The organism is Flectobacillus roseus (genome assembly GCF_030056595.1).
In the GTDB taxonomy this organism is placed as follows: domain Bacteria; phylum Bacteroidota; class Bacteroidia; order Cytophagales; family Spirosomataceae; genus Flectobacillus; species Flectobacillus roseus.
In genome coordinates this window covers 198,023-217,813 of sequence record NZ_JASHIF010000002.1, presented here as the reverse complement: position 1 = coordinate 217,813, position 19,791 = coordinate 198,023, and the positions used below count along the sequence as shown (strand labels likewise).

General features: G+C 37.8%; 11 protein-coding genes. 3 read left to right on the top strand and 8 right to left on the bottom strand.

The features are described from left to right. Positions 1-73: 73 nt before the first annotated feature. From QM524_RS01010 to QM524_RS00990, 5 genes are all read right to left on the bottom strand, one after another. Positions 74-1,093, bottom strand: a complete 1,020-nt coding sequence (locus QM524_RS01010; RefSeq protein ID WP_283343087.1) for a hypothetical protein — start codon at positions 1,091-1,093, stop codon at positions 74-76. Further along, positions 1,093-2,820 (bottom strand): restriction system-associated AAA family ATPase, encoded by a 1,728-nt coding sequence (locus QM524_RS01005; RefSeq protein ID WP_283343086.1) that lies wholly within the window; start codon positions 2,818-2,820, stop codon positions 1,093-1,095. The genes QM524_RS01010 and QM524_RS01005 overlap by 1 nt, the downstream gene beginning before the upstream one ends. Then, positions 2,817-4,265, bottom strand: coding sequence for a restriction endonuclease subunit S (locus tag QM524_RS01000; protein WP_283343085.1), 1,449 nt, complete (start codon positions 4,263-4,265; stop codon positions 2,817-2,819). The genes QM524_RS01005 and QM524_RS01000 overlap by 4 nt, the downstream gene beginning before the upstream one ends. Further along, on the bottom strand, positions 4,265-5,815 hold the full coding sequence (locus tag QM524_RS00995; protein WP_283343084.1) for a type I restriction-modification system subunit M: 1,551 nt from the start codon (positions 5,813-5,815) through the stop codon (positions 4,265-4,267). Before QM524_RS00995 ends, QM524_RS01000 begins: the two co-directional genes overlap by 1 nt. 459 nt (positions 5,816-6,274) lie before the next feature. Then, positions 6,275-7,279 carry a fatty acid desaturase gene (locus QM524_RS00990; protein WP_283343083.1) on the bottom strand — a complete coding sequence of 335 codons (1,005 nt, stop codon included), beginning with the start codon at positions 7,277-7,279 and terminating at the stop codon, positions 6,275-6,277. A gap of 260 nt (positions 7,280-7,539) precedes the next feature. Between QM524_RS00990 and QM524_RS00985 the strand changes: the two genes are divergently transcribed. After that, complete coding sequence (locus QM524_RS00985; RefSeq protein ID WP_283343082.1) at positions 7,540-8,892, top strand: alpha-L-fucosidase; 1,353 nt, start codon at positions 7,540-7,542, stop codon at positions 8,890-8,892. Between the two features lie 68 nt (positions 8,893-8,960). Next, positions 8,961-9,593, top strand: a complete 633-nt coding sequence (locus QM524_RS00980; RefSeq protein ID WP_283343081.1) for a hypothetical protein — start codon at positions 8,961-8,963, stop codon at positions 9,591-9,593. A 138-nt stretch (positions 9,594-9,731) separates the two neighbouring features. On the opposite strand, the gene QM524_RS00975 is transcribed toward QM524_RS00980, so the two are convergent. Beyond that, positions 9,732-10,268 carry a cupin domain-containing protein gene (locus tag QM524_RS00975; RefSeq protein ID WP_283343080.1) on the bottom strand — a complete coding sequence of 179 codons (537 nt, stop codon included), beginning with the start codon at positions 10,266-10,268 and terminating at the stop codon, positions 9,732-9,734. 343 nt (positions 10,269-10,611) lie between these two features. Here QM524_RS00975 and QM524_RS00970 point away from each other — a divergent pair, with 343 nt between their 5' ends. After that, positions 10,612-11,124 carry a YdeI/OmpD-associated family protein gene (locus QM524_RS00970; protein ID WP_283343079.1) on the top strand — a complete coding sequence of 171 codons (513 nt, stop codon included), beginning with the start codon at positions 10,612-10,614 and terminating at the stop codon, positions 11,122-11,124. Positions 11,125-11,255: 131 nt separating this feature from the next. On the opposite strand, the gene QM524_RS00965 is transcribed toward QM524_RS00970, so the two are convergent. Both QM524_RS00965 and QM524_RS00960 read right to left on the bottom strand, forming a co-directional pair. Beyond that, on the bottom strand, positions 11,256-13,379 hold the full coding sequence (locus QM524_RS00965) for a fibronectin type III domain-containing protein (protein WP_283343078.1): 2,124 nt from the start codon (positions 13,377-13,379) through the stop codon (positions 11,256-11,258). 247 nt (positions 13,380-13,626) lie between these two features. Further along, a complete protein-coding gene (locus tag QM524_RS00960) occupies positions 13,627-19,779 on the bottom strand; it encodes a hypothetical protein (protein ID WP_283343077.1) in 6,153 nt (2,050 codons plus the stop codon). Positions 19,780-19,791: the final 12 nt, after the last annotated feature.

The following is a 19,791-nucleotide window of genomic DNA, read 5'->3' as shown; positions in this document are numbered from 1 at the left end:
TTTAGGATAGAATCCTTAGAAAAAGAGAGTGCTGGATAGGAATCCAGCACTAGCAGTGATGGATATTGTTTATTTAGTCGTATACCCCCATCCATTCTGGTTTTGTTTTGATTGTTTGTAAAAAAGGTCTCTTCAGAAATTTGCGGTCTTCAAAGATTTCTATTTCGTAATCTTCAATTGTATCTTCAAGGATTTGCTCATAAGTAAGTCCTATCTTACGTTTATTATTTCTAAAAAGTCTATTCGCAAGTGTTCTCAATTCAGTTTTAGCAAAACCTCTTGTTGCTTCGTTGTATCGTTCCTTTATATTGAATAACCAGTCCCAAGTCGAAGTTTTGTTAGCGTCATTGCTGAATGCTATTTCAATTTCGTTCTCTTTAAGTGCTCGGTAGTCAAGGTCTGGGTTGTCAACGATGTTTATTGAAACTTCAATAGTCGTATGGGTTGTGTCGAATGGATAGAATGAAACTCTTCTTGCATCAGCTGGGTTTTTAGAACCTTTACATTTCTTATTACATTTACTGCATAATGGAACAAGGTTTGAAAAATTGACAGAGGCGAAAGGAAAATGAGCTTTATTAAAATAATGGTCGTTGTCTTCCCTGTAATGCGATTCTGCTGATTCAATTGGCGACAAACCACAACAAGGACAGAATTGAAATGTTGGATTTTCAGTCAGTAGAGCATTATAATAATCAAGTTTATCGCCTGGAACTTCTGACCTGTCAATCAAGTAATCATAAAACTTAACCAACAAAGGTTTCATATCTTCTCTTACAACAATAGGTAAAGCATCCAATCCAATTGGTGATAAAATACCATCACACAGTTCTGCAATTCTATTATTAACATAAAAAGCTTCCCTAATATCAGCCCTTTCTATGTCGGTTAATGTTTTACATTTTTCGTAGATAGCATCGACATCTGTTTTTAACCAAGGATAAGCATTGTATATCAATTCAAAGTCTGCATCCAATAAGTTTGCACAGTTCGAAGCATTAGAAGCATTACACCAAACCTGACAAACTAAATGTTCTACATATTGATGTAAAGTGAATATTGAATGATTGATAGGTCTATATGTTCTTAGCATCAGTTTTTAGTTTTAATTCTATTTAAGCGAGCCAAAACCATGTCTTTTTCAATAGAGTCGCCAAGTTTTTTTAACTTAGATTTTACTTTTTCAATTTCTTCGTTTGATTTAATTGAATCAAAGTCTATTGATTCAAGCACTGAGTATGATAAATCTCCGATTGATTGGTCGTAGTTAAATAACCTATCTAAAATCAATTCAACTGATGTTCCGTAAGTGTTGAATTTATTGTCAAGCTCTGATACTTTCCTTGCTCTCGTATTTCCCTTTTCATCTTTCTCAAACAGTACCACATTGTCGGGTAAACAATCCGAAATAATAAAAGGCGAATGTGAAGTGAGTAAAATATCTTTTAGTAGATGGATATTGTAATCGTTGCCGGTACTACTCGCTGAAATGGTATCATTAAGAATCTTGATAAATTTTGCTCTCCAACTTGGATTAAAATGTGTTTCGGGTTCATCCAATAATAAAAGTGAACGTCTGTTTTTCAGCAATAAACAAATGCCCATTGTATGAATAAACTGATGCTCACCGTCTGAAAAGCTTCTCAAAAGCAAATCTTTTTCTACGCCAGTTCCTTTGATTTTCTTGGTGATGTAAAAATCTAAAAAATGAAAAACATCTTGTCTTGGATTGCCAACTGGAAGTTTGCCATCTGTGTAAACACCTTTGGAACGATAAACATTTTCTTTGGTTTCGTCATCTACAAAATGAGCATTCAATTCATAAAGCAACCTGAAAAAATGAAAACACGCTAAACCCGTACCAAAATGCTCCTTGAAGGCTGCTTTTGTGGCATCGTTTACATAAAAATCTAACCAAAGTGTTTGGTTTTTGGGGTCTAAAAACCACGAAGTAGCACATTTTTTAAGCTTATCAATCTGATTTTGCTCTACTATCTTTAGAATGGGAGCTTTAGAGGGTTTGCCAGTTTCTTTATCTACAAACTCAAAATCATGTGCATGTAGATTCATTCTGAAACTTCTTAGCCCCAAAATCCCTGTGTTATCAATAACTCGAAGTGGGGCGAGCGTTTCATCATTTTCAAAAAGTAAACAACACAAAAGCACGGCTTGGCTCATGTTATTGTCAATGTAAATTAAGCTATTTTCTGATTCTTCAAAACTACTGTAGTTATCTCTTACTGCTTGTCGGTATTCGTCTAAGTGGATTAAACGGCTTTTGATGAATGGTAAACTTAAAATTTCATTCTCACCCGAAGAATATGCGATGATGTGGTCAGGTAAATAGACTTTCCCTTCGGCTGAACTGTCTCTTCCAATAGGCGGAATCAATGAGACTTCTCTCTCTTGGGTTGAATCATCAAACGGAAACGGTTGAATAAAAAGTTGTGGCTCTCTGCCTTCTTTTTTAGAAACTTTTACCTTATAAAACCCTTTGATACTATTGGACATTGATTCTTTTTCAGGAATTAAATACTCCAGCGTAAAGGCATCTGGTACAGACTCATGTCGTTTAAAGTTTTGAGGGTCCTTGATGCTTTCGGGCAGATAACGGGCTACACAAACCTCCAAATGATAAAAAATATTAGCCAATGCCTCTAAAACATTACTCTTGCCACTGCCATTTAAACCTGCAAAACAAAAAGGGCGAAATTGCTCCATTGCCTCGGTGTCTGCCAAGTAATGAAATTTGATTTCAAAATCCTTTTGAAGACTTCTGAAACCGCCTTCGTTTTCTATTTTGAGTCTAATGAGTTTCATTCAACCGTAAGTTTTACTTTTTTGGTTATATCGTCATATACTTGTTTCACTTTCTCTTCTTTGATTAGCTCAAAGACAAAGCTCTTTGCTTTGTTATAAGTTTGCTGCTCGTAAAATCTGTTTTTGTTTAGTTCATCTGTATTTAATCTTTCAAGCAGCAGTTGTATGGAACTTGAATTACTATTCTCTTTAAAAAATTGATAATCATTTTCAAGCAATACTTCTAAATCAACCGCAGTGTTAAAACCTAATTCACCTTTAAATGCTAATTGCAAGATAGAGTGAAACAAGTCATTAGTAATTTTTAAGTTGACTTTTTTGCTACTTTTAATCTTTTCAGCCTTTGAAACAATTTGTTCAAACTTGTTTTGCAGCTCAATTGGTGGAACATACACGGGAAATGCCTTTAGTTGAGTTGAATTAATAGATGCAATCCCTGAAGTTTGTTTAGCAGCTTTTAAGAAGTAACTTTTTCCATAGTAACTGGCAATTTGAAATGAAAGAAATGTAGGATTAATAATTCTAGGATCGGTAATCCGTACTCTAAATATATGATTTTGAAAAATGCAATTCTTAATTTGATTTTTCCACAAAGTTCCTCTTCCTAATTTATCAGGGTCTCCCCCCTCTGTTAATAGTAAATCATTTTTTTGAAGGGTGTACCGTTTTATTTCATCATTTGTTGCCTCAATTTCTTTAATTTCGTTTAAGTCTAAAAAACCATCCTGTACATTTGCAACCCTCATGTAAGGAATAAACCTTGTTTGCTTGGCTCCATACCTTTTACCTTTCGTAAGTCCAGAAGTAATATCAGTGAGTTCAATCAAGCTATACAAGTTTAATCCTTGATATGGATCAAACATCTCCAAAAAAGTAGCCCTTAGCAATTCATCATATTTTTTGATGGTGGCTTCTCGCTTATCTAAAATGCCTTTGGCTTTGTCTAAAATGGCTACGATTTTGTTTTGAGTTTCGAGATTTGGTTCAAATAAAATTTCGCTATCTAAATACCTGTCTAACTTTAAATTTATAATACCTGTTGTCTTGTTTTGAAATGAGAGAACTTTGTCAGTTTGATAAAAATTACTTAGTAGGTAAAATAAATATTTGGGATTTACTTTTCCTTTGTTGGGTCTCAAAATAGATGTAAAGTTATTACATAGAAATGTTGAATTATCAGGGTTTTCAAAATAGACAACCCTACCAACTGGTTGGTTTGGACTACCCCCAGACTTCTCAATGATTATATCTCCATTTAAAAGCTTCTTCCTTTCTACTATCTTCCTTTCTATTTCTCTTTTTACGAGATTATGAAAAGTTATTTTCCCCGAATTTGTAAAGTTCGCAGTCCTAATAACATTCACAGCATTACTTGTCAATGCGTCAGAACCCCATTCCCCAGATATTTTATCTGTGATTAAACTTGATATTTTTACCATTTCCATCACCCAATCAAATTTTTAAGTTCTTGCATCTCTTTTTGTATTTCGGCTTCGAGCTGAAACAAAGCTTCCAGTATTTTTTGGGGTGGCTCGTAGGTTTGCTCTTCGTACTCAAATTTTTTGTAGCGGTTGTAGCTGAGGTCGAGTCCGTTGTCTTTTATTTCGGCTATCGGCACATAAAAATGGTTGTTGCGTTCTATGGGCGTTTGAGTTGCTCTGTTTTTGTAAGCATCCGCTGCAATGGGTAAAGGGTTTTCGGCGAGTTTGCGGCGGTTATCGTCCAAGCTGTAGCCGTCATTTTTTAGCTCATAAAACCATACTTTTTCGGTGTGCCAAATCGGGCTATCTTCTTCGGCTTTGGTAAAGAGCAAGATAGCCGTTTTTACACCTGTGTAAGGTTTAAATGCTCCGCTTGGCAACGAGATTACGGCTTCTAACTGGTTGTCTTTGAGTAGTATTTCACGGGTTTTTCTTTGATTGGTGCTTCCGCCAAACAATACCCCTTCGGGGATAATCACAGCGGCTCTGCCTCCTGAGCGGAGCATCTTTGAAATACGAATCAAAAAAAGCAACTCGCTCTGTGTGCCGTCAATCTTGAGTTCATCGCTCATGCCTTTTTTATCAATCCTGCCCGTAAATGGCGGGTTGGCCATAATCACCGAATACTCCCCGTCTTGGTGGAGTTGGTCATATTTTTTAGAAAGCGTATCAGTATTCTCAATCTGAGGAATTTTAATGCCGTGTAGCATCAGGTTCATTAGACCAATCCGCACCATGGTTTGGTCAATATCAAAGCCATAGAAGGTTTTTTCGTTGAGGTCGTCCCATACTTCTTGCTTGGTGATTTTATCGCCTCCATATTTTTTAAATCGCTTTAAGCCGTTTTCATCTTCCGTAATTTCTTCGGGGCTGGTATATTTGGTCAGGATGTGTTGATAAGCTCCCACCAAAAAACCACCCGTTCCGCAAGCAGGGTCACAGATTTTGTCTGTCAAATCAGGGTCAATCAATTCGCACATAAATTGTATCAGATGCCGAGGAGTTCTGAACTGTCCGTTTTTACCAGATGAACCAATTTCATTAATTAAGTATTCGTAAACGTCTCCTTGTGTATCTTGAAACTGCTGTCCAGCATCTTGTTGAACTATGATATCTTCAAAAATTTCATTAATTGCTTTTACAGCTTCATCTAATAATGCAGAGTTATTAATAATGAAATAAGCGTTTTCCATGTGCCTTGTATAAGGCTGTGAAGGGTCGTTGAGGTTTTTTATAAATGGAAATACGTTCTTAGACACCACATCCAGCATTGTATCTGGGTCAAGCTGTGAGAAATAAGACCAACGACAATCTTCGTTTCCTTCAAAAATGGATTCATATTCTTTTTCAGCAAAGATTGCTTTTGCTTTTTCCAAAGCATCAGCATCATCTATTCTACGCATAAAAAGCAAATAAGAGATTTGCTCAATCGCTGTAATTGGATTGGTAATGCCTCTGCTCCAGAACTTATCCCAAAGCTTATTGATTTTAGATTTTAATTCGTTTGATAACATACAATACTCTGCTCAAGGCAAATTTTTAATAAATAACTGTGATTACTTGGTAACTTTCTTGAAAAAAAGATTGAGTATTTTACTTAATCTCAATTGGTCAGATATCCCAATTCTACTTTTAATACGATAGGATATCAAAATAGAAACGTTGATTTCAAAAATAGTTAATTCTTAATACACATATTGGTTAAGCTATAAACAAGAACTTTAGACATTTTGAATTATTCATAATTTAACTTCAATAATAACTATTTAGTATTACCACCTAGGTAATTGATAGTAAACTTAAGTTTATCAAGTTCTATATTTGTTCGTAATATTAGGTAAATTTTCTAATAAAATATGTAGATTACACGCATCAAGTTGTCGTAACCTTCATAAATCGTAAGAACCTCGTTTAATTAAAATAAACGAGGTTCTTACGATTTAAAATGATGTAAATAATTGCCTAACAGACAACTACTTTCCTTGTAACAACTGAATATCTGGTGTTGAGTTGTCGTCTAATGTCACTTTGCCTCTTTCTTTACGGACGATGCGTGAATAAAGCCCTACTTCTTGACTAAATAAGAAGGTGAAAAATAACTTCGTGAATGAAGTATGATATTTCAAATTATCATAAAACTCTGGAGCAATTGCTTTCAACTTTGGAAGGTTATTCCAAGGTACTGAAGGCATATCGTGGTGTTCGTTGTGGTATCCAACGTTCATGTTGATTCCATTCAATGCACCGTAGTAGCTGTATGTTTCTTGGTTTTTGTCCAATACCAAATAGTGTTCTTGAATCCAACGAGCACCTAGTGGGTGTAAACCTACTGAGAACATAAAACTTGCACCCATGTAACCTAATGCAGGCCAACCCATTGTGTACACAATAATCGCATCAAAGGCTAATTGACAAACGATATTCATGATTACCCAACGGTCAAATACAGCCAACTCCAAACAACGCAATGTACGAATAGCTTGGAAAATTGGGAATAATAACAACCACAATGCTTTTCCTATGAAATAGTTGTTAATCAATTTTGCTTCCCAGTGATCTGGTAAGTCTGCATCTAGCTCGTGAACACCTTGAAATGCGTGGTGTTTTAAGTGATAATTTTTGAATGAAATAGCTGTTGGCGCCAATGAAGGGAAGTTTGCTACGATACCTGCATAAACATTCCAAGATGGTTTTTTGAAAATCAAGTTGTGTGCAGCCTCATGAATACATACAAAAAGTGTATGCGTTGGAAATGCACCGATAAGCCAAGCAGCCGCCAAAATAACCCACCATGCTTGATCTTTTACTAGGTAAGCCATACCAATTTGCATTGATACACAGCCTAGAATCCAAACGAAAGTCATGGGGTTTTTGGTAATAAGTTTTTTTACTTCTGGGTGAGCTTTTACAATTTCACGTGTACGAGTACGGTGTGGTTCTGTGCCCGTAACATAGGTAAAATCTTGTTGATATGCCATTAGTTTGGTAATTGTTTAGTTGTTATTGTTAATGTGACTATTTCAAGATTCGGGGATTTTCTGACGAAAATCTTTCAAATATATAGCGAACTTCGCGTTTTATCAATTTGTTTACGAATTAATGCTTTTTTAGTACCTTTTACAATGATATGAATCACCATCGGGACAAGCTTCTTGTGTTTTATCCAATATTCATGAGTATTTTAACAAGAATTAGGACTTTCGAGAAAAATACTTTTATCCTACCTCAATTTTCAACCATGAAGAAATACATATTACCATTACTTTTAGCTGCTTGTACCGCTCAAGGGCAAGTGTCGGGTACACTGCCCAAACCTTCCGTTAGACAATTGGCTTGGCAACAATTAGAGACTACTGCCTTTTTGCACTTTACTGTGAATACCTATACTGATAAAGAATGGGGAGAAGGCGATGAATCTCCTTCGATTTTCAACCCTACTAAGTTAGATGCGATGCAATGGGCAAAAGCATTGAAAGCTGGAGGTTTCAAAATTGCTATTATTACCGCCAAGCATCACGACGGCTTTTGTCTTTGGCCTTCAAAATATACCGAGCATTCTGTCAAAAACAGTCCTTACAAAAACGGGAAGGGTGATATCGTAAAAGAGCTTTCTGAAGCTTGTAAAGCCGTTGGTATCAAATTTGGCGTGTATCTTTCTCCTTGGGATAGACATGAAAAAACCTATGGCACTGACGCCTACAATACGTATTACAAAAACCAGTTGAGAGAACTCTTGACGAACTATGGTGAAATAGCTGAAGTTTGGTTTGATGGCGCCAAAGGCGAAAACGCTAAGAATATGGAGTACGATTTCCAAGGTTATTGGAAAATGGTGCGTGAGCTTCAGCCAAAGGCTGTGATGTTTTCGGATGCTGGTCCAGATGTGCGTTGGGTTGGCAATGAAAAAGGTAACGCTGGCGAAACTTGCTGGTCGACTATCAATAACGCAGGACAAGCGCCAGGAAAAGCCGATGAACATTATTTGAATACAGGTGATGAAAAAGGGCCAGACTGGATACCTGCCGAAACGGACGTTTCGATTCGTCCGGGTTGGTTTTGGCATGAAAAAGAAAATGCTAAAGTCAGAACGCCACAAAACTTAGTTAACCTGTATTACCAATCGGTCGGAAGAAATAGTTTGTTGTTGTTAAACATCCCTCCTAACCGAGATGGTTTACTAGAAACAACTGATGTGAATGCTATTAAAAAGTTTAGAGAAATTTTGAATGAGACTTTCTCCCATAATTTGGTTAGTAAAAAACATAAGTTTTTGATAGATAAAAAATTAAGTACCAGTAAGGTTTTAGACGTCAATCAGTCGTTGATTTTACAACTGGAAGGTGAAAAGGAGTTTGATAGAATCTCTATTCAAGAAAATATTGCTGAAGGACAAAGAATCAAGTCATTTTTGGTAGAATTTTGGGATGGTAAGACTTGGCAAAAGCTAGCAGAAAGTACAACAGTCGGTCACAAGCGCTTGTTGAGATTTCCAACTGTTAAAAGTACGCAGGTAAAATTGACCATCAAAGACGCCTTAGCAAAAGTATATTTAGCAGAGTTTGGCGTTTATAAAGCCTCCGCACAAGAATAAGATAAGAACTTCGTTATCAAGGTGTTTGAAAGCCATTTCAAACACCTTATTTTTTAACTTGTATTGACATGAAAACATATTTTGCCTCTTTTTGCTTGTTCTTAACTTTATCGCTTTCGAATAAAGTTCAAAGCCAGTCTTTGAATACAGCTGGTACTTTTTTAGATAAAAAAGGGGGACTTTTTGTCGCCACAGTCGAGAAGGACAAGTCAGATTTGGTATCGATAAAAATCAAAAAATACCTTTTGAATAAAAAAACCAAAATCTCTACGAGTGTTGTCGCGAGCGATTATAACATAGATACGCAAACCCCAGTCAAATTACTTGAGACTTCCAATGGTACCTTATATGTTGTTTTTTTGACAAAACCTGTGGTTCATGCCAATCCGAATCCATTTAAGATGAGTGATGATGTTTCATCAAAAAACAATACTGATAATGCGCCAAGAGAAAAACGAGCCGAACCAAAAGGGAATACGGCGCTTAATTTCAAGCAGTTGCGATATGTGTATTCTAATAACGGAGGAAAAACATGGTCAGATAGTAAAGCGATTGAAAACTTGGATACTTACAGTACTACCCACACAGATTTATTTGAATTAAAGGAATTTAGTGGCGCAAGGTTGGAAATAAAAGGAGTAAAAAGACTCATTAAAGATGAAAGAGACGTCGTTTTTAATGTAGTTATTGAGAATAAGTAGAGGGAGGTTATTTATGTTTAAATAACATTGAGTGATTGAGTGAATGAGTGATTATGTTTAAACACAAATTTTAAAATAATCACTCATTCACTCAATCAAAATTCATTCAATTCTCACACCTTGTGCCTTTGCCACTCTTTAATTGTGATAAAACTTTTTGTATCCAAAAACAGAAGCAATTGGTGCTAAAATATAGGCTAAAAAGTTTTGTGTGTTTTGAGACAAACCTTCAAAATAAATCTTACTCTCCATGTAGTTTACCCATACCATACTTTGCAAAAAGTTAGCATTCCCGTTTCTTATTTTTCCATTTTGCCACATCGTAATCATCGTTTCAATCAGTGGCTCTATGTCGTAAGAAGGTGTAATGGTATAGTACATCACCACGGGATTGGCTGAATCATTGTAATGTCGATGTGCTTGTGCTTTAGGTAAAATAATGGTTTCGCCAGCCTTTGCAAGCATTTTTTTGTGGTTAATCTCGTATGTGAGTTCTCCCTCTAAAATTTCATAGATTTCGTCCGATTTCTCGTGACAATGACAAGCTAGTGCTAATTGATTGGGTTGTAAACATACTTTTATTTTAGTATGGCTACCATTAGTTTCGGAACTAACCTCAATAAACTCAAGGGTATTCCCATTCCTATCTTCCAGAATTGTGCCTTTTTTGACCATAATTTTAAGGTTTAAGCTATCAGACTCCTCTCCCAGGCGAAAGCAGACTTAATAGAGGTATTTAAAAGTATTAATGGTTATTTTTGCTATGACATTTTGATTTAGTTAAGTTGTAACTAAATCAATTATTCGTGGAGTTAGAGAAGAATTATGATTCTTAAAACAATGTGCGGTTGCTCTAAGAAATTCACTTTAAGGCACTCAAAAATAACTGAATATTAAAGACTTATCAACAAAGTTTTGTCTAATTATTATACGGCTTATAAATTATCTTTTTTGTTAACAAAAATCAATTTTACCGCTTGAACTGCAAGCTATGATCTTCTAAATTCTTTTATTTTTTATGAAAGTAACATTCCCTCCCATTCGTTTTCAGAGTGAAGTTGGACGTAACAATCCACTTAAAGTATACTATCTAAGTGTTCCGCCTGACGTAGTTCAAGCTTTGGGAGGAAAGATGGGTATACGATTTTTGTGTACGATTAAAAATATTACTTGGCAGGCAGGTTTGGTTGCTTTGGGGGAGGGCTGGGCATATATCAACCTCAGCACGAAAAGAATGAAAGAAGCAGGATTAAGTCTAGGTTCGAGTATAGAGGTAAAATTAGAACCCGACCAGAGTGAATATGGCGCTACGATTCCTGAAGAACTTCAGGCTGTTTTTGATACTGATCCTGAAGGATATGCACGTTTTCAGGGACTGACCAAAGGTATGCAGCGCTATATCATTCATCATGCAGATGGGGTAAAATCGCCACAATTGAGAATTGAAAGAGCACTGATGATGATTGAGAATTTGAAAAAGTTGCCCCTAGGCAAGGAGGAATTTAGACGTATTCTGGGAAAACATGATTAAAAAAATATCCCCAAACTTGGATGGCCACAAGAATGGGGTATTTATTCTCTCATGTATGTAAAAATTCTTCTAAAATAATCGTGTACTGTTAAGCCAAATAGGAAGATTATTCACAGAAAAACCTCATACACTTATTTTGCTTGTACACTGACTGTATTACTCATTTTGTAGCTAGTTCCATCCTTGAAATAGACTTTTACTGCATAATCTAAGGTATTAGGAGTCTTATCCAGTTTTTCTGAAAACTTATTTGCTTCAACCGTCTGCCACGTACTCAGTGCTGCTTTATTTTCAGCACGATAAATCACAAAATGAGATACGTTGTTTGAACGGCAAGTCCAATCTAAAGTCACAAGTTTTTGATTGGGGTCATAATTTACTTTCAGCCCTTCCACGCTGGCAATGCCATTTTCACCAACATACAAAATCGGTTGAGAAAACTCTGATTTGGATTTGAGCTTGCTATAATCTTCTGCCTCCACTTTATACTCATAACGTTGGTTATTTTTCACGTCTGTGTCTACATAACTAATAGAGGTTGTTAATAACCCATTATATTGTTTCAACACCTCCCAGCTTCCTTTCGAAGATTTTTTGTATAATATATGAAAAGAAACGTCCTCGCTTGAACTTGGTATCACCAATAGTTTTATCCCGTTTTTCTCGACAACAATTTGTTCAAAAACTGGTGCCGTAGGAGGATTTGTATCTGGCAGTTTTGCCATAACTACTGGCGAATATTCTGAGTGATTATTACTTAAATCAACTGCAACTATCTTATAGAACAACTGTCTATTCAATAATGTTTTGTCTGGTATAGAATCTGTGTACTCAGAATTGGGAACTCCGTAAGGCGTAAGCAATGTGTAATTTTTGGCATCTTTCCGATATGCACGATACACCTTATAGATTGCCACATCAGGTTCGGTACTCGCAGGCCAGTCAACAACTACTTTCCCTTGAGGCGTAGCCATAGCTGCGAGTGTATTAGGAGCTTTTGGAGGCGTTCTATCCTCAATATTTGCCACCACGGGCATCGCATAATTTACATTCCCAGCGGTATCTACTGCTCCAACCACATAATATCTCCCTGTATACGGCTCAGGCGATACGTCGGTAAAACTGAGACTTTGATTAGATAAGACCTCTTTTTTGACAAAATTAAAAGGCCCCGCAACTGATCCTCCTTTGGCAATGACATAGCCTTTTAGGTCGCTGTTATTTCCTACTTTTTCCCAAGTAATGATTACTTCTTTATTGTCTACAACTTTGATTTTAACATTTTTGGGTTTTGCAGGAGGCGTAAAATCCTTTGGTGAACCTACCATTATATCCGACACTGGACTAGACACCCCGAATGGATCAATTCCGACGATACGATAGTAGTATTTGCGATAGTTGACCAAGTTGGAATCGATATAGGTAATCAGAGCACTAGGATTGCTAATACCCTTATAGGTTAAAGAATCTTGTTTGAGCATATTTTCATCTGCAGGAGTTTGAATGTAAGGATTGCTCGTAATAGATTTAAAATTCTTTCCATCCTCACTTCTTTCTATCAAATAACCAGAAAACTCACCATCGACGCTCATACGATACCAACGAAGCGTAACTTGGGAGTCGCCTTGCAAAATGCCTGCTGTGATAGGCGCGTAAACTTTGGTAAACTGATTCGCAAATAGTACTACCGTAGCAGTATCAACTTTGGTATTAGATTTGGTATCTGCATCTACCCAAACTTTGTACATAATGATATCCTCTGGATTTTTGGGTGTTTTATCGACCCATCGCAAACCAAGCACAGTAGCAGCATTGGCACTATAGTCGGCAGATAGCATCGCACTGGCATAACGACTATTTTGCTCATTACTTTTTTGGATAATACCTCCCACACTCTGCTGAAAAGTTGTGCTTGCTTTAGGATTGTAGAGTGACTGCACGGCTGCACCCACATAACTATCTTGTTTGGAGTATCGCAATTTTACCTCCTCAAAAGTCAAAGGAAGAATTTTGTTGGGTGTCAAAAGGGTACTTACTCCTTGGTTTGCGCCTTTTGAAATAACTGTTTTTTGAACACGAAAGCCTTTTTGACTAGCAAAAAGCCACTGAGCAGCACTGGTAGGCGCCCATCGCAACACTACCGAATCTTGGTAATTGCGCGCAAGAAGCTGTAGCTTGGGATTGAGAGACTTTTGCGCCTGTGTTTTTAACCCAATAAGGAGCAAAAGCATGAATATATAACGATTTTTTTTCATGACTCACGATTTTTAAGGATGTCGAAAAAAGGGACAAAGAGCGCATTCAGCGTGAAGCTTTAGAAACCTTTAATTCAAATCAAATTTTAGTAAGTAGCAGGAAAGATTAAATTAATAGTATATCAGAGGCAAAATTTAACTGTAACCTTTTGATTATGAACACCTTCAAATAACCAATATACTTTTAACTAATAACGTTTCCCTACTTATTTGACATTAGGCTTGCACTTTCTTTGTCCCAGTTTACTTAGAATTTAAAATACCCGCCTACGATTGGTGATGGCATAAATGCTGTTGTACCAAAAGTGAAAGCCTTCTCCACTCGATTAGTTGGCGCATCTGGATAAGGTTTGTAATCCAGTGTAATGTAAGCAGTTGTGCCACCTGTTCGTGGTTTGAAGGTATAATAACTCGATGATTGATAGCCATTATACACATCCAAATCGGCATTACTAAAGTTACGAGCCATAGAAGAGGCGGAGATATTTAACGTCAAACTTCGACTTGTTCCTTGCACGTTGATATTTGCGAAAACAGAACCAAAACCTAAAGAAACGTTTTTCCAATTCCCTAAACTTGTATTCAGTGCTTGACGAGTTTTAACCATATTCTCTCCAAAATTCTTGACTGCATAAAAGTCATGATATGCCACTTGGTCAACTTTAAAGGCAAAAGAATACATACGGGTAGGCTCGTCTTCTAATGGGAAGAAAGTCAATGAAGGTCCAATAATATCGTCCATTCTTAGCGCTGAGCTAATCATACTGATATTACCCAGCGTTGCTTTCACACCACCTGAAGTCGTAGGTTGATTTGAAGCTGGCTGGTTGACAGTAGTTTGTAATCCATTCAATGACGTATTCAAATTAACTGATCCAATAGATCCAACTTGCCCTATCAGAGACTGTCGTTGGATACTTACCGCTAAATCTGGAGTACCTATACCGACAATTTTTCTTAGTTCTGGAACACCGTAATAGACACCTACTTGTTTAGCTCCAAAATTCACCAAAGGCGTGTACACTTCATTTTGAATATAGGTATCAAAACTTACTACGCCAGCTTTCATCGGACTTGACACATTTAATAAGGCAGGTTGGTTTTTACCATTGCGAGTATAACCATACAACTCTGCATCGTCAAAATTCTCGGCTGATCCATTAGTTGGCTTTATATCCATGACTAAATAATCCGCCGATTGGACATTATTCGTGTTGCGATATTCGGCTCTTTCAAAATTTACGGCAGACAGTTTTTCATTAATAGTACTGTACTTACTAGTTTTGAAAACGATGTCATAAATTACCTTAGATTTCGGAATCGAAGAAGACGAAGTTGCTGAACGATTCAAGGCATTTTTGTTGATATAGAAAAAATCCTCTTGGCTTCTTAAAAATGCTGAGGCTTTAGCCACCGTAACCTTTTCTTTTACCATGGCGCTAGCCAAAAGTTGCTGATTAAGATTGATGGCTGAGCCTACAGCACTTTGATAAATTCTACGGATTTCGACGCGGTAGGTTTTATCATTTTGCAAATTGTTCGGAATATCAAATTTCACCTGATTTTGTTTGTCGTAATAAACCCCTGTAGTGAGTGTATCGCCACCATCCTTCGGAATATATACCGCTTTGTAGATATATTTTCCTGTCAACAAAGCACTAAATTTTGAATCGCTACCATCTACCGTGCTGCGAAAGGCCTCATCAGGAATTTGTCCTTCGATTACTCCTTGAGGTAATTGATTTTTCAGGAAATAATTTTGTCCTTCTAATGGCCAAGTATAGTTAACGTTGCTAAACTTTATATAATCAGGTTGTTTGGCGGTTGAAAACTCTACCGTTTTTTCTTCTGAACGATTAGCGTTATCACCCTTTCCTCCTATTTCTTCGATACCCAATGAAATACTAAACTTATGTTTGGAAGTTGAAGCAAAATGTTTGTTTTTCGACAAAATCAATTGTTGATTATCATTCACCCATTCAGGCGCTTGGAAGCCATCGAATGTGGTCAAACGACCGCCATTTTTGCTATCTTCATACGTAAGTTTGTATTCCTTAAGTTTAAAACGGAAGGTTTTAACGGTATTATCAGGCATGGCCAATTCATAATCTTGTCCGATACTTGTGTTGAACGTTACGGTAATTGGCGCATCGGTTTCAACCGCATTTTCGCCGTTGGCAGGAGATATATCCCCAATGATTTCGATACCATCCAAACCATTATCCTTGTTGTTGGTAGGCGTACATTGTTCTCCAAAAGCCAAATCAAAACCTGTATTTATTTTGATTAAACCCAACACATTTCCTTGAACTTTTACCCTTCCACTCATCCACATCGGATTAGGAATCCCTCCTTTAAGAATTGCTCCAGCGGTCACTTCGCATATTTTGAAACGTCCTGCAGCAAACCAAGAATCTAAATCAATATAGGCACCTCCATTGAGGTAAGCATACATTTGAGCATTGGCATACCAGCCATTCCAGCCCAAGGCTTGTCCACCTTGTTCGCATTCGATTCCATATTCTAAGGCAGCATCAAAGCCTAAAATTGCAGAAGCATTTACAGAAAGAATTGCTACCGTAGCGTCAAAACTACCCTGTAGTTGTCCCCCTACCAAAATAGAGAATTTTGGCACAGAGGTAACTCGTCCGTCTTCGTCGGTACTCACATTCGTTTTGGAGGCTACCTTACTATATTGAGCATTGCGATACTGATCGGCAGCGGCGTTGGCACCACCCATAAAGTTGCTTACCTCAGCTGGCAATTCTGGCAAACCACCTAAGTCATTGCCCATTGCTATATAGAATTTGGCTCCCAAATGCGCTTTTACCACAGGAAGATTTAAGTCCAAAATATTAAAGGCAATACGTTTTTGGGTATCGAGAGGATCACCCAATTTGATATGCCAATTTTGTGGATCGAAGTGTACACGCAGTGGCACTTGAACATTGGTTCCTAAGATACCTGCCGTAATATCTGCGTTCACATCATAAATACCTGGCGCCAAATAATTGAAAGCGACCGAACCCTTCACCAAAGTTGTTGGGTCATCAGGAGTACCATCTTTGCTGATTATATTGACAGAACCAGTAGCGTTAAAATTGTTCAATGCTCCATTAGCAAAACCAGCTTCAAGACCCACCGAAGCGGTCAATAAGCGGGCATCTGCCACAGACATATACACACGAGCTTTGAGTCCCCAAGCACCTTTTTGTGGTGAATACACTAGCCCTGACTTGGTTACTCCAGGGGCATTGTTCAGCTCCATTTTTTCGGCATCTGAGAGTGGCTTATTGGCAATTTTAGCATCTACAGTTCCTTCTTGTTTCATGTTAAAATATAAGCCTCCACCAAAACCTGTCAAGGTAAGTGGTGGCACTAATACAAATCCAGGGTTTGCCACCACTGAAGCATCCATATAACCGTAGTAGTAGTCATTGGTATTTCCAAAAATGATATTGGATTCGACCGTTGCCAAATTCGGAATTTTCACTTTTCCCCACCCACTTAAGCCTGTTCCATATTTTGCATCATCATAATAAAATTTCAGTTCACCTTTTACATTAGCAGGCCCAAATTGTCCATCAATCGTAAATCGAGAAGGATAGACTCCTTTGAAAGAAGGGGTTAATTTTCCATTTATAAAATCTAATCTACCTAATACTTGTACTGTACCTGAGGCATTTGCCAAACTGGCGTCTTCGCCACCTACCATGACTTTTACCCCAAATTCAAAGCCTAAGCCGATATTATTTTTCACAAATTTTGGCGGAATCAATTGAATAGGGAAACCTCCCATTTTTGATTCTTTACCTCCATTAGCTACAGCTGAAGTCATGATTATATCCTCGTGAGGACCGCCTTTTACGTCTTTATTGGCTGGGTCTTTTTCATGTTCGCCTGCAAGTCCTCCTTCCAGATACCATTCACCTGTTTGAAGATATATCCCACTTCCAGCAATTTCGTCGCCACCCAAGGCTTTAAAAGTTGAAAGAGAGAAATTCTCAAAAGTCAGGTCAGGCACGACCATATTCAGAGGTGGCTTGGAATCTAAGGTTAAAGTACCATTGAGCGAAAATAAAAACTCAGGGTCTTTATCTTTTATCAAGCCTATCACAAAAACTGAGTTGGGGGCTATTTTCATATTAGCCATAAACACTGGCACGTTGTATCCTTGTGGTTTGGGTTTCACCAAGATTTTGAGCGAATCCAAACCATTGCGAAGATTACAAGTATAGTCTAGCACATCCGAACTAATAGGCAATTGTATTTTACCCACCATATTGCCACGTATCAAGGCATTTTTGACAATCAATACCTCAAAAGAATCAACCGAAAAGGCTAATTTTCCCATTTTGCCAGTGGTATAATCCAACAATGGATAACGTGAAGGCGTAAAACGTGCCGTAAGTCCGTCGCTATCAAAAACCATATTGGATGCCGCAAAGCTGAGTCGATTATTGCCTCCGCCGCCTAGTGATTTTGGCAATAGTACATCAACTCGTTGCAAGTACAAACCTTTGAAGGTATTCCCTCTTTCTCCATCGTATTCGGCTGGTGGGCTAAAATTAGGAGGATTACGAAAATCAGAATGGTCATAAAACGCATCTAAACCCTTTACCGAGATACCTCCTGCATCTTTCAATCCAAAGGTTGGTACAGTGACAGTAGCAACCCAGTCATTCCATTTATTAAAATCAAATTTGAGTTGCGTAATCACATCTCCGGGTAGCGTATTGCCATTGTCGTCATTCAATTCCAACACATTTTTCCCTAGATTCAAATTTGCTTCTACGTGTACATGACGAACTGAGTCTTCGTCGAGAATGGCATACGTACCATCGTTTTGTGGATAGTGGCTTTGCTTAAACGTGATTGGCGTGTAGGGAGCTTTAAAATCTTTGACTAAATAAAGGACTGCATTTTTGGGAAAAAGCTTGTCGGGCAACATACACATTTCGGTGGCAGCCATCGACAAAAAGGAATTATCCTCTGGCATTTTGACATTTAACAATGCTCCCATTTCAGCACCGTCTGGCGCAATCGTGAAATAATTAATACCTATCAAACCAGCGCCAGTACTATAGCCAATAGGCAATGAAACAGCCATTTGTCCTTTAAGGTCATTCCAAAGTTTACTGGTTAGCAAATTGGTGTAGGTTTTGAGGTAGTCTACACTTATATTTTTGTAGGTCGATAAATCTGGCGGAGTAATGCCAGGCATTTGAAAACCTTCATCGCTTCCATTTGCCAAACCAGAAATAGCTTGATTGGCTGCATTAATTTTCAATTTGGAAAACTTGACTTTCAATGGAACATAATTCCAAGTAATTCGACCATTCCCTGACCAGCCATCTGGCGAATCCACGGCTTGGTCAATCGTCATGTCAAAATTGCCTATTTTAATGGTTTTTCCCGTCAAGTCTGTCTGTTTTACAGCTATCAAATCGGCTGGAAATTTGGCATTTTTACACTTTACGATACTACTATTTGCCGCTAACATTTCGCCTTGTGCACCAACTCTAAACGTGCAAACTTCACTTTTTCCATCATTTTGTAAAAAGATTTTTTCGTTAGCATCTTTCGCAACCACCATCCAAGCATATAGTCCATTGGCGAGCTCGGGGTAATTGGCACCAAAAATGAGATTGGGAGCGACCAAACCCTTCTCAGAGTATGGATTTCCAACATTTCTATTGATAGCATTATTAATGGCGTCGTTGGGATTTTGTCCCTCTGGCACTCTAACAAGATAAAAATCATAGTTGATTTGTGCCCCAGCAATATTACCCACGCAAGGAGTCCAGTTAAAAACGATATTTTGTGGATTGGTCGATTGAATTGGTGTAACGGGGTCACATACAGGCATAGTCAGGCGCGGTGGCTCGATATACGTGATGGGTATCATAATACATCCACGAGGTTCATTGCCGTTCAATATCGCAGGTCGCTGATTGTAGGGCGCCACCTTAATACAGAATTCGTAAAAGCCCTGAGGGATTAAACCACCAATCAAGGATTTGGGGTCGATGCCCGTAATGTCGATGTTACTTTCAGTAAAAAAGTTTTGGTTTGAGCCAAAAATCTCTATTTCCACAGGCACACCATTCCCCGGTAGAGTTATCGGCGAAGACGGCTGATAGGAGTCACGGGTTACGGCTCGCACACCGTTATTTTGTCCCTTGATTTCTCCCAAGAGTTTTACGTCTACTGGATTGGGGGTTGTATTCGTCAAAATCACTCTCAAAGAATTATTAGCACCGTCGGGTGCATAATCCTTGAGTCTTGGGCTATAGGGTGGGGGAAAAATCGTTTGAACGTTGATTCCACTAAGGGTTTGACAAAAAGAGTCAAACCCTACTCCCATCAATAAGCTCAGAAAAAGAAAAAGTTTTTTCATGGCGTTGAATGA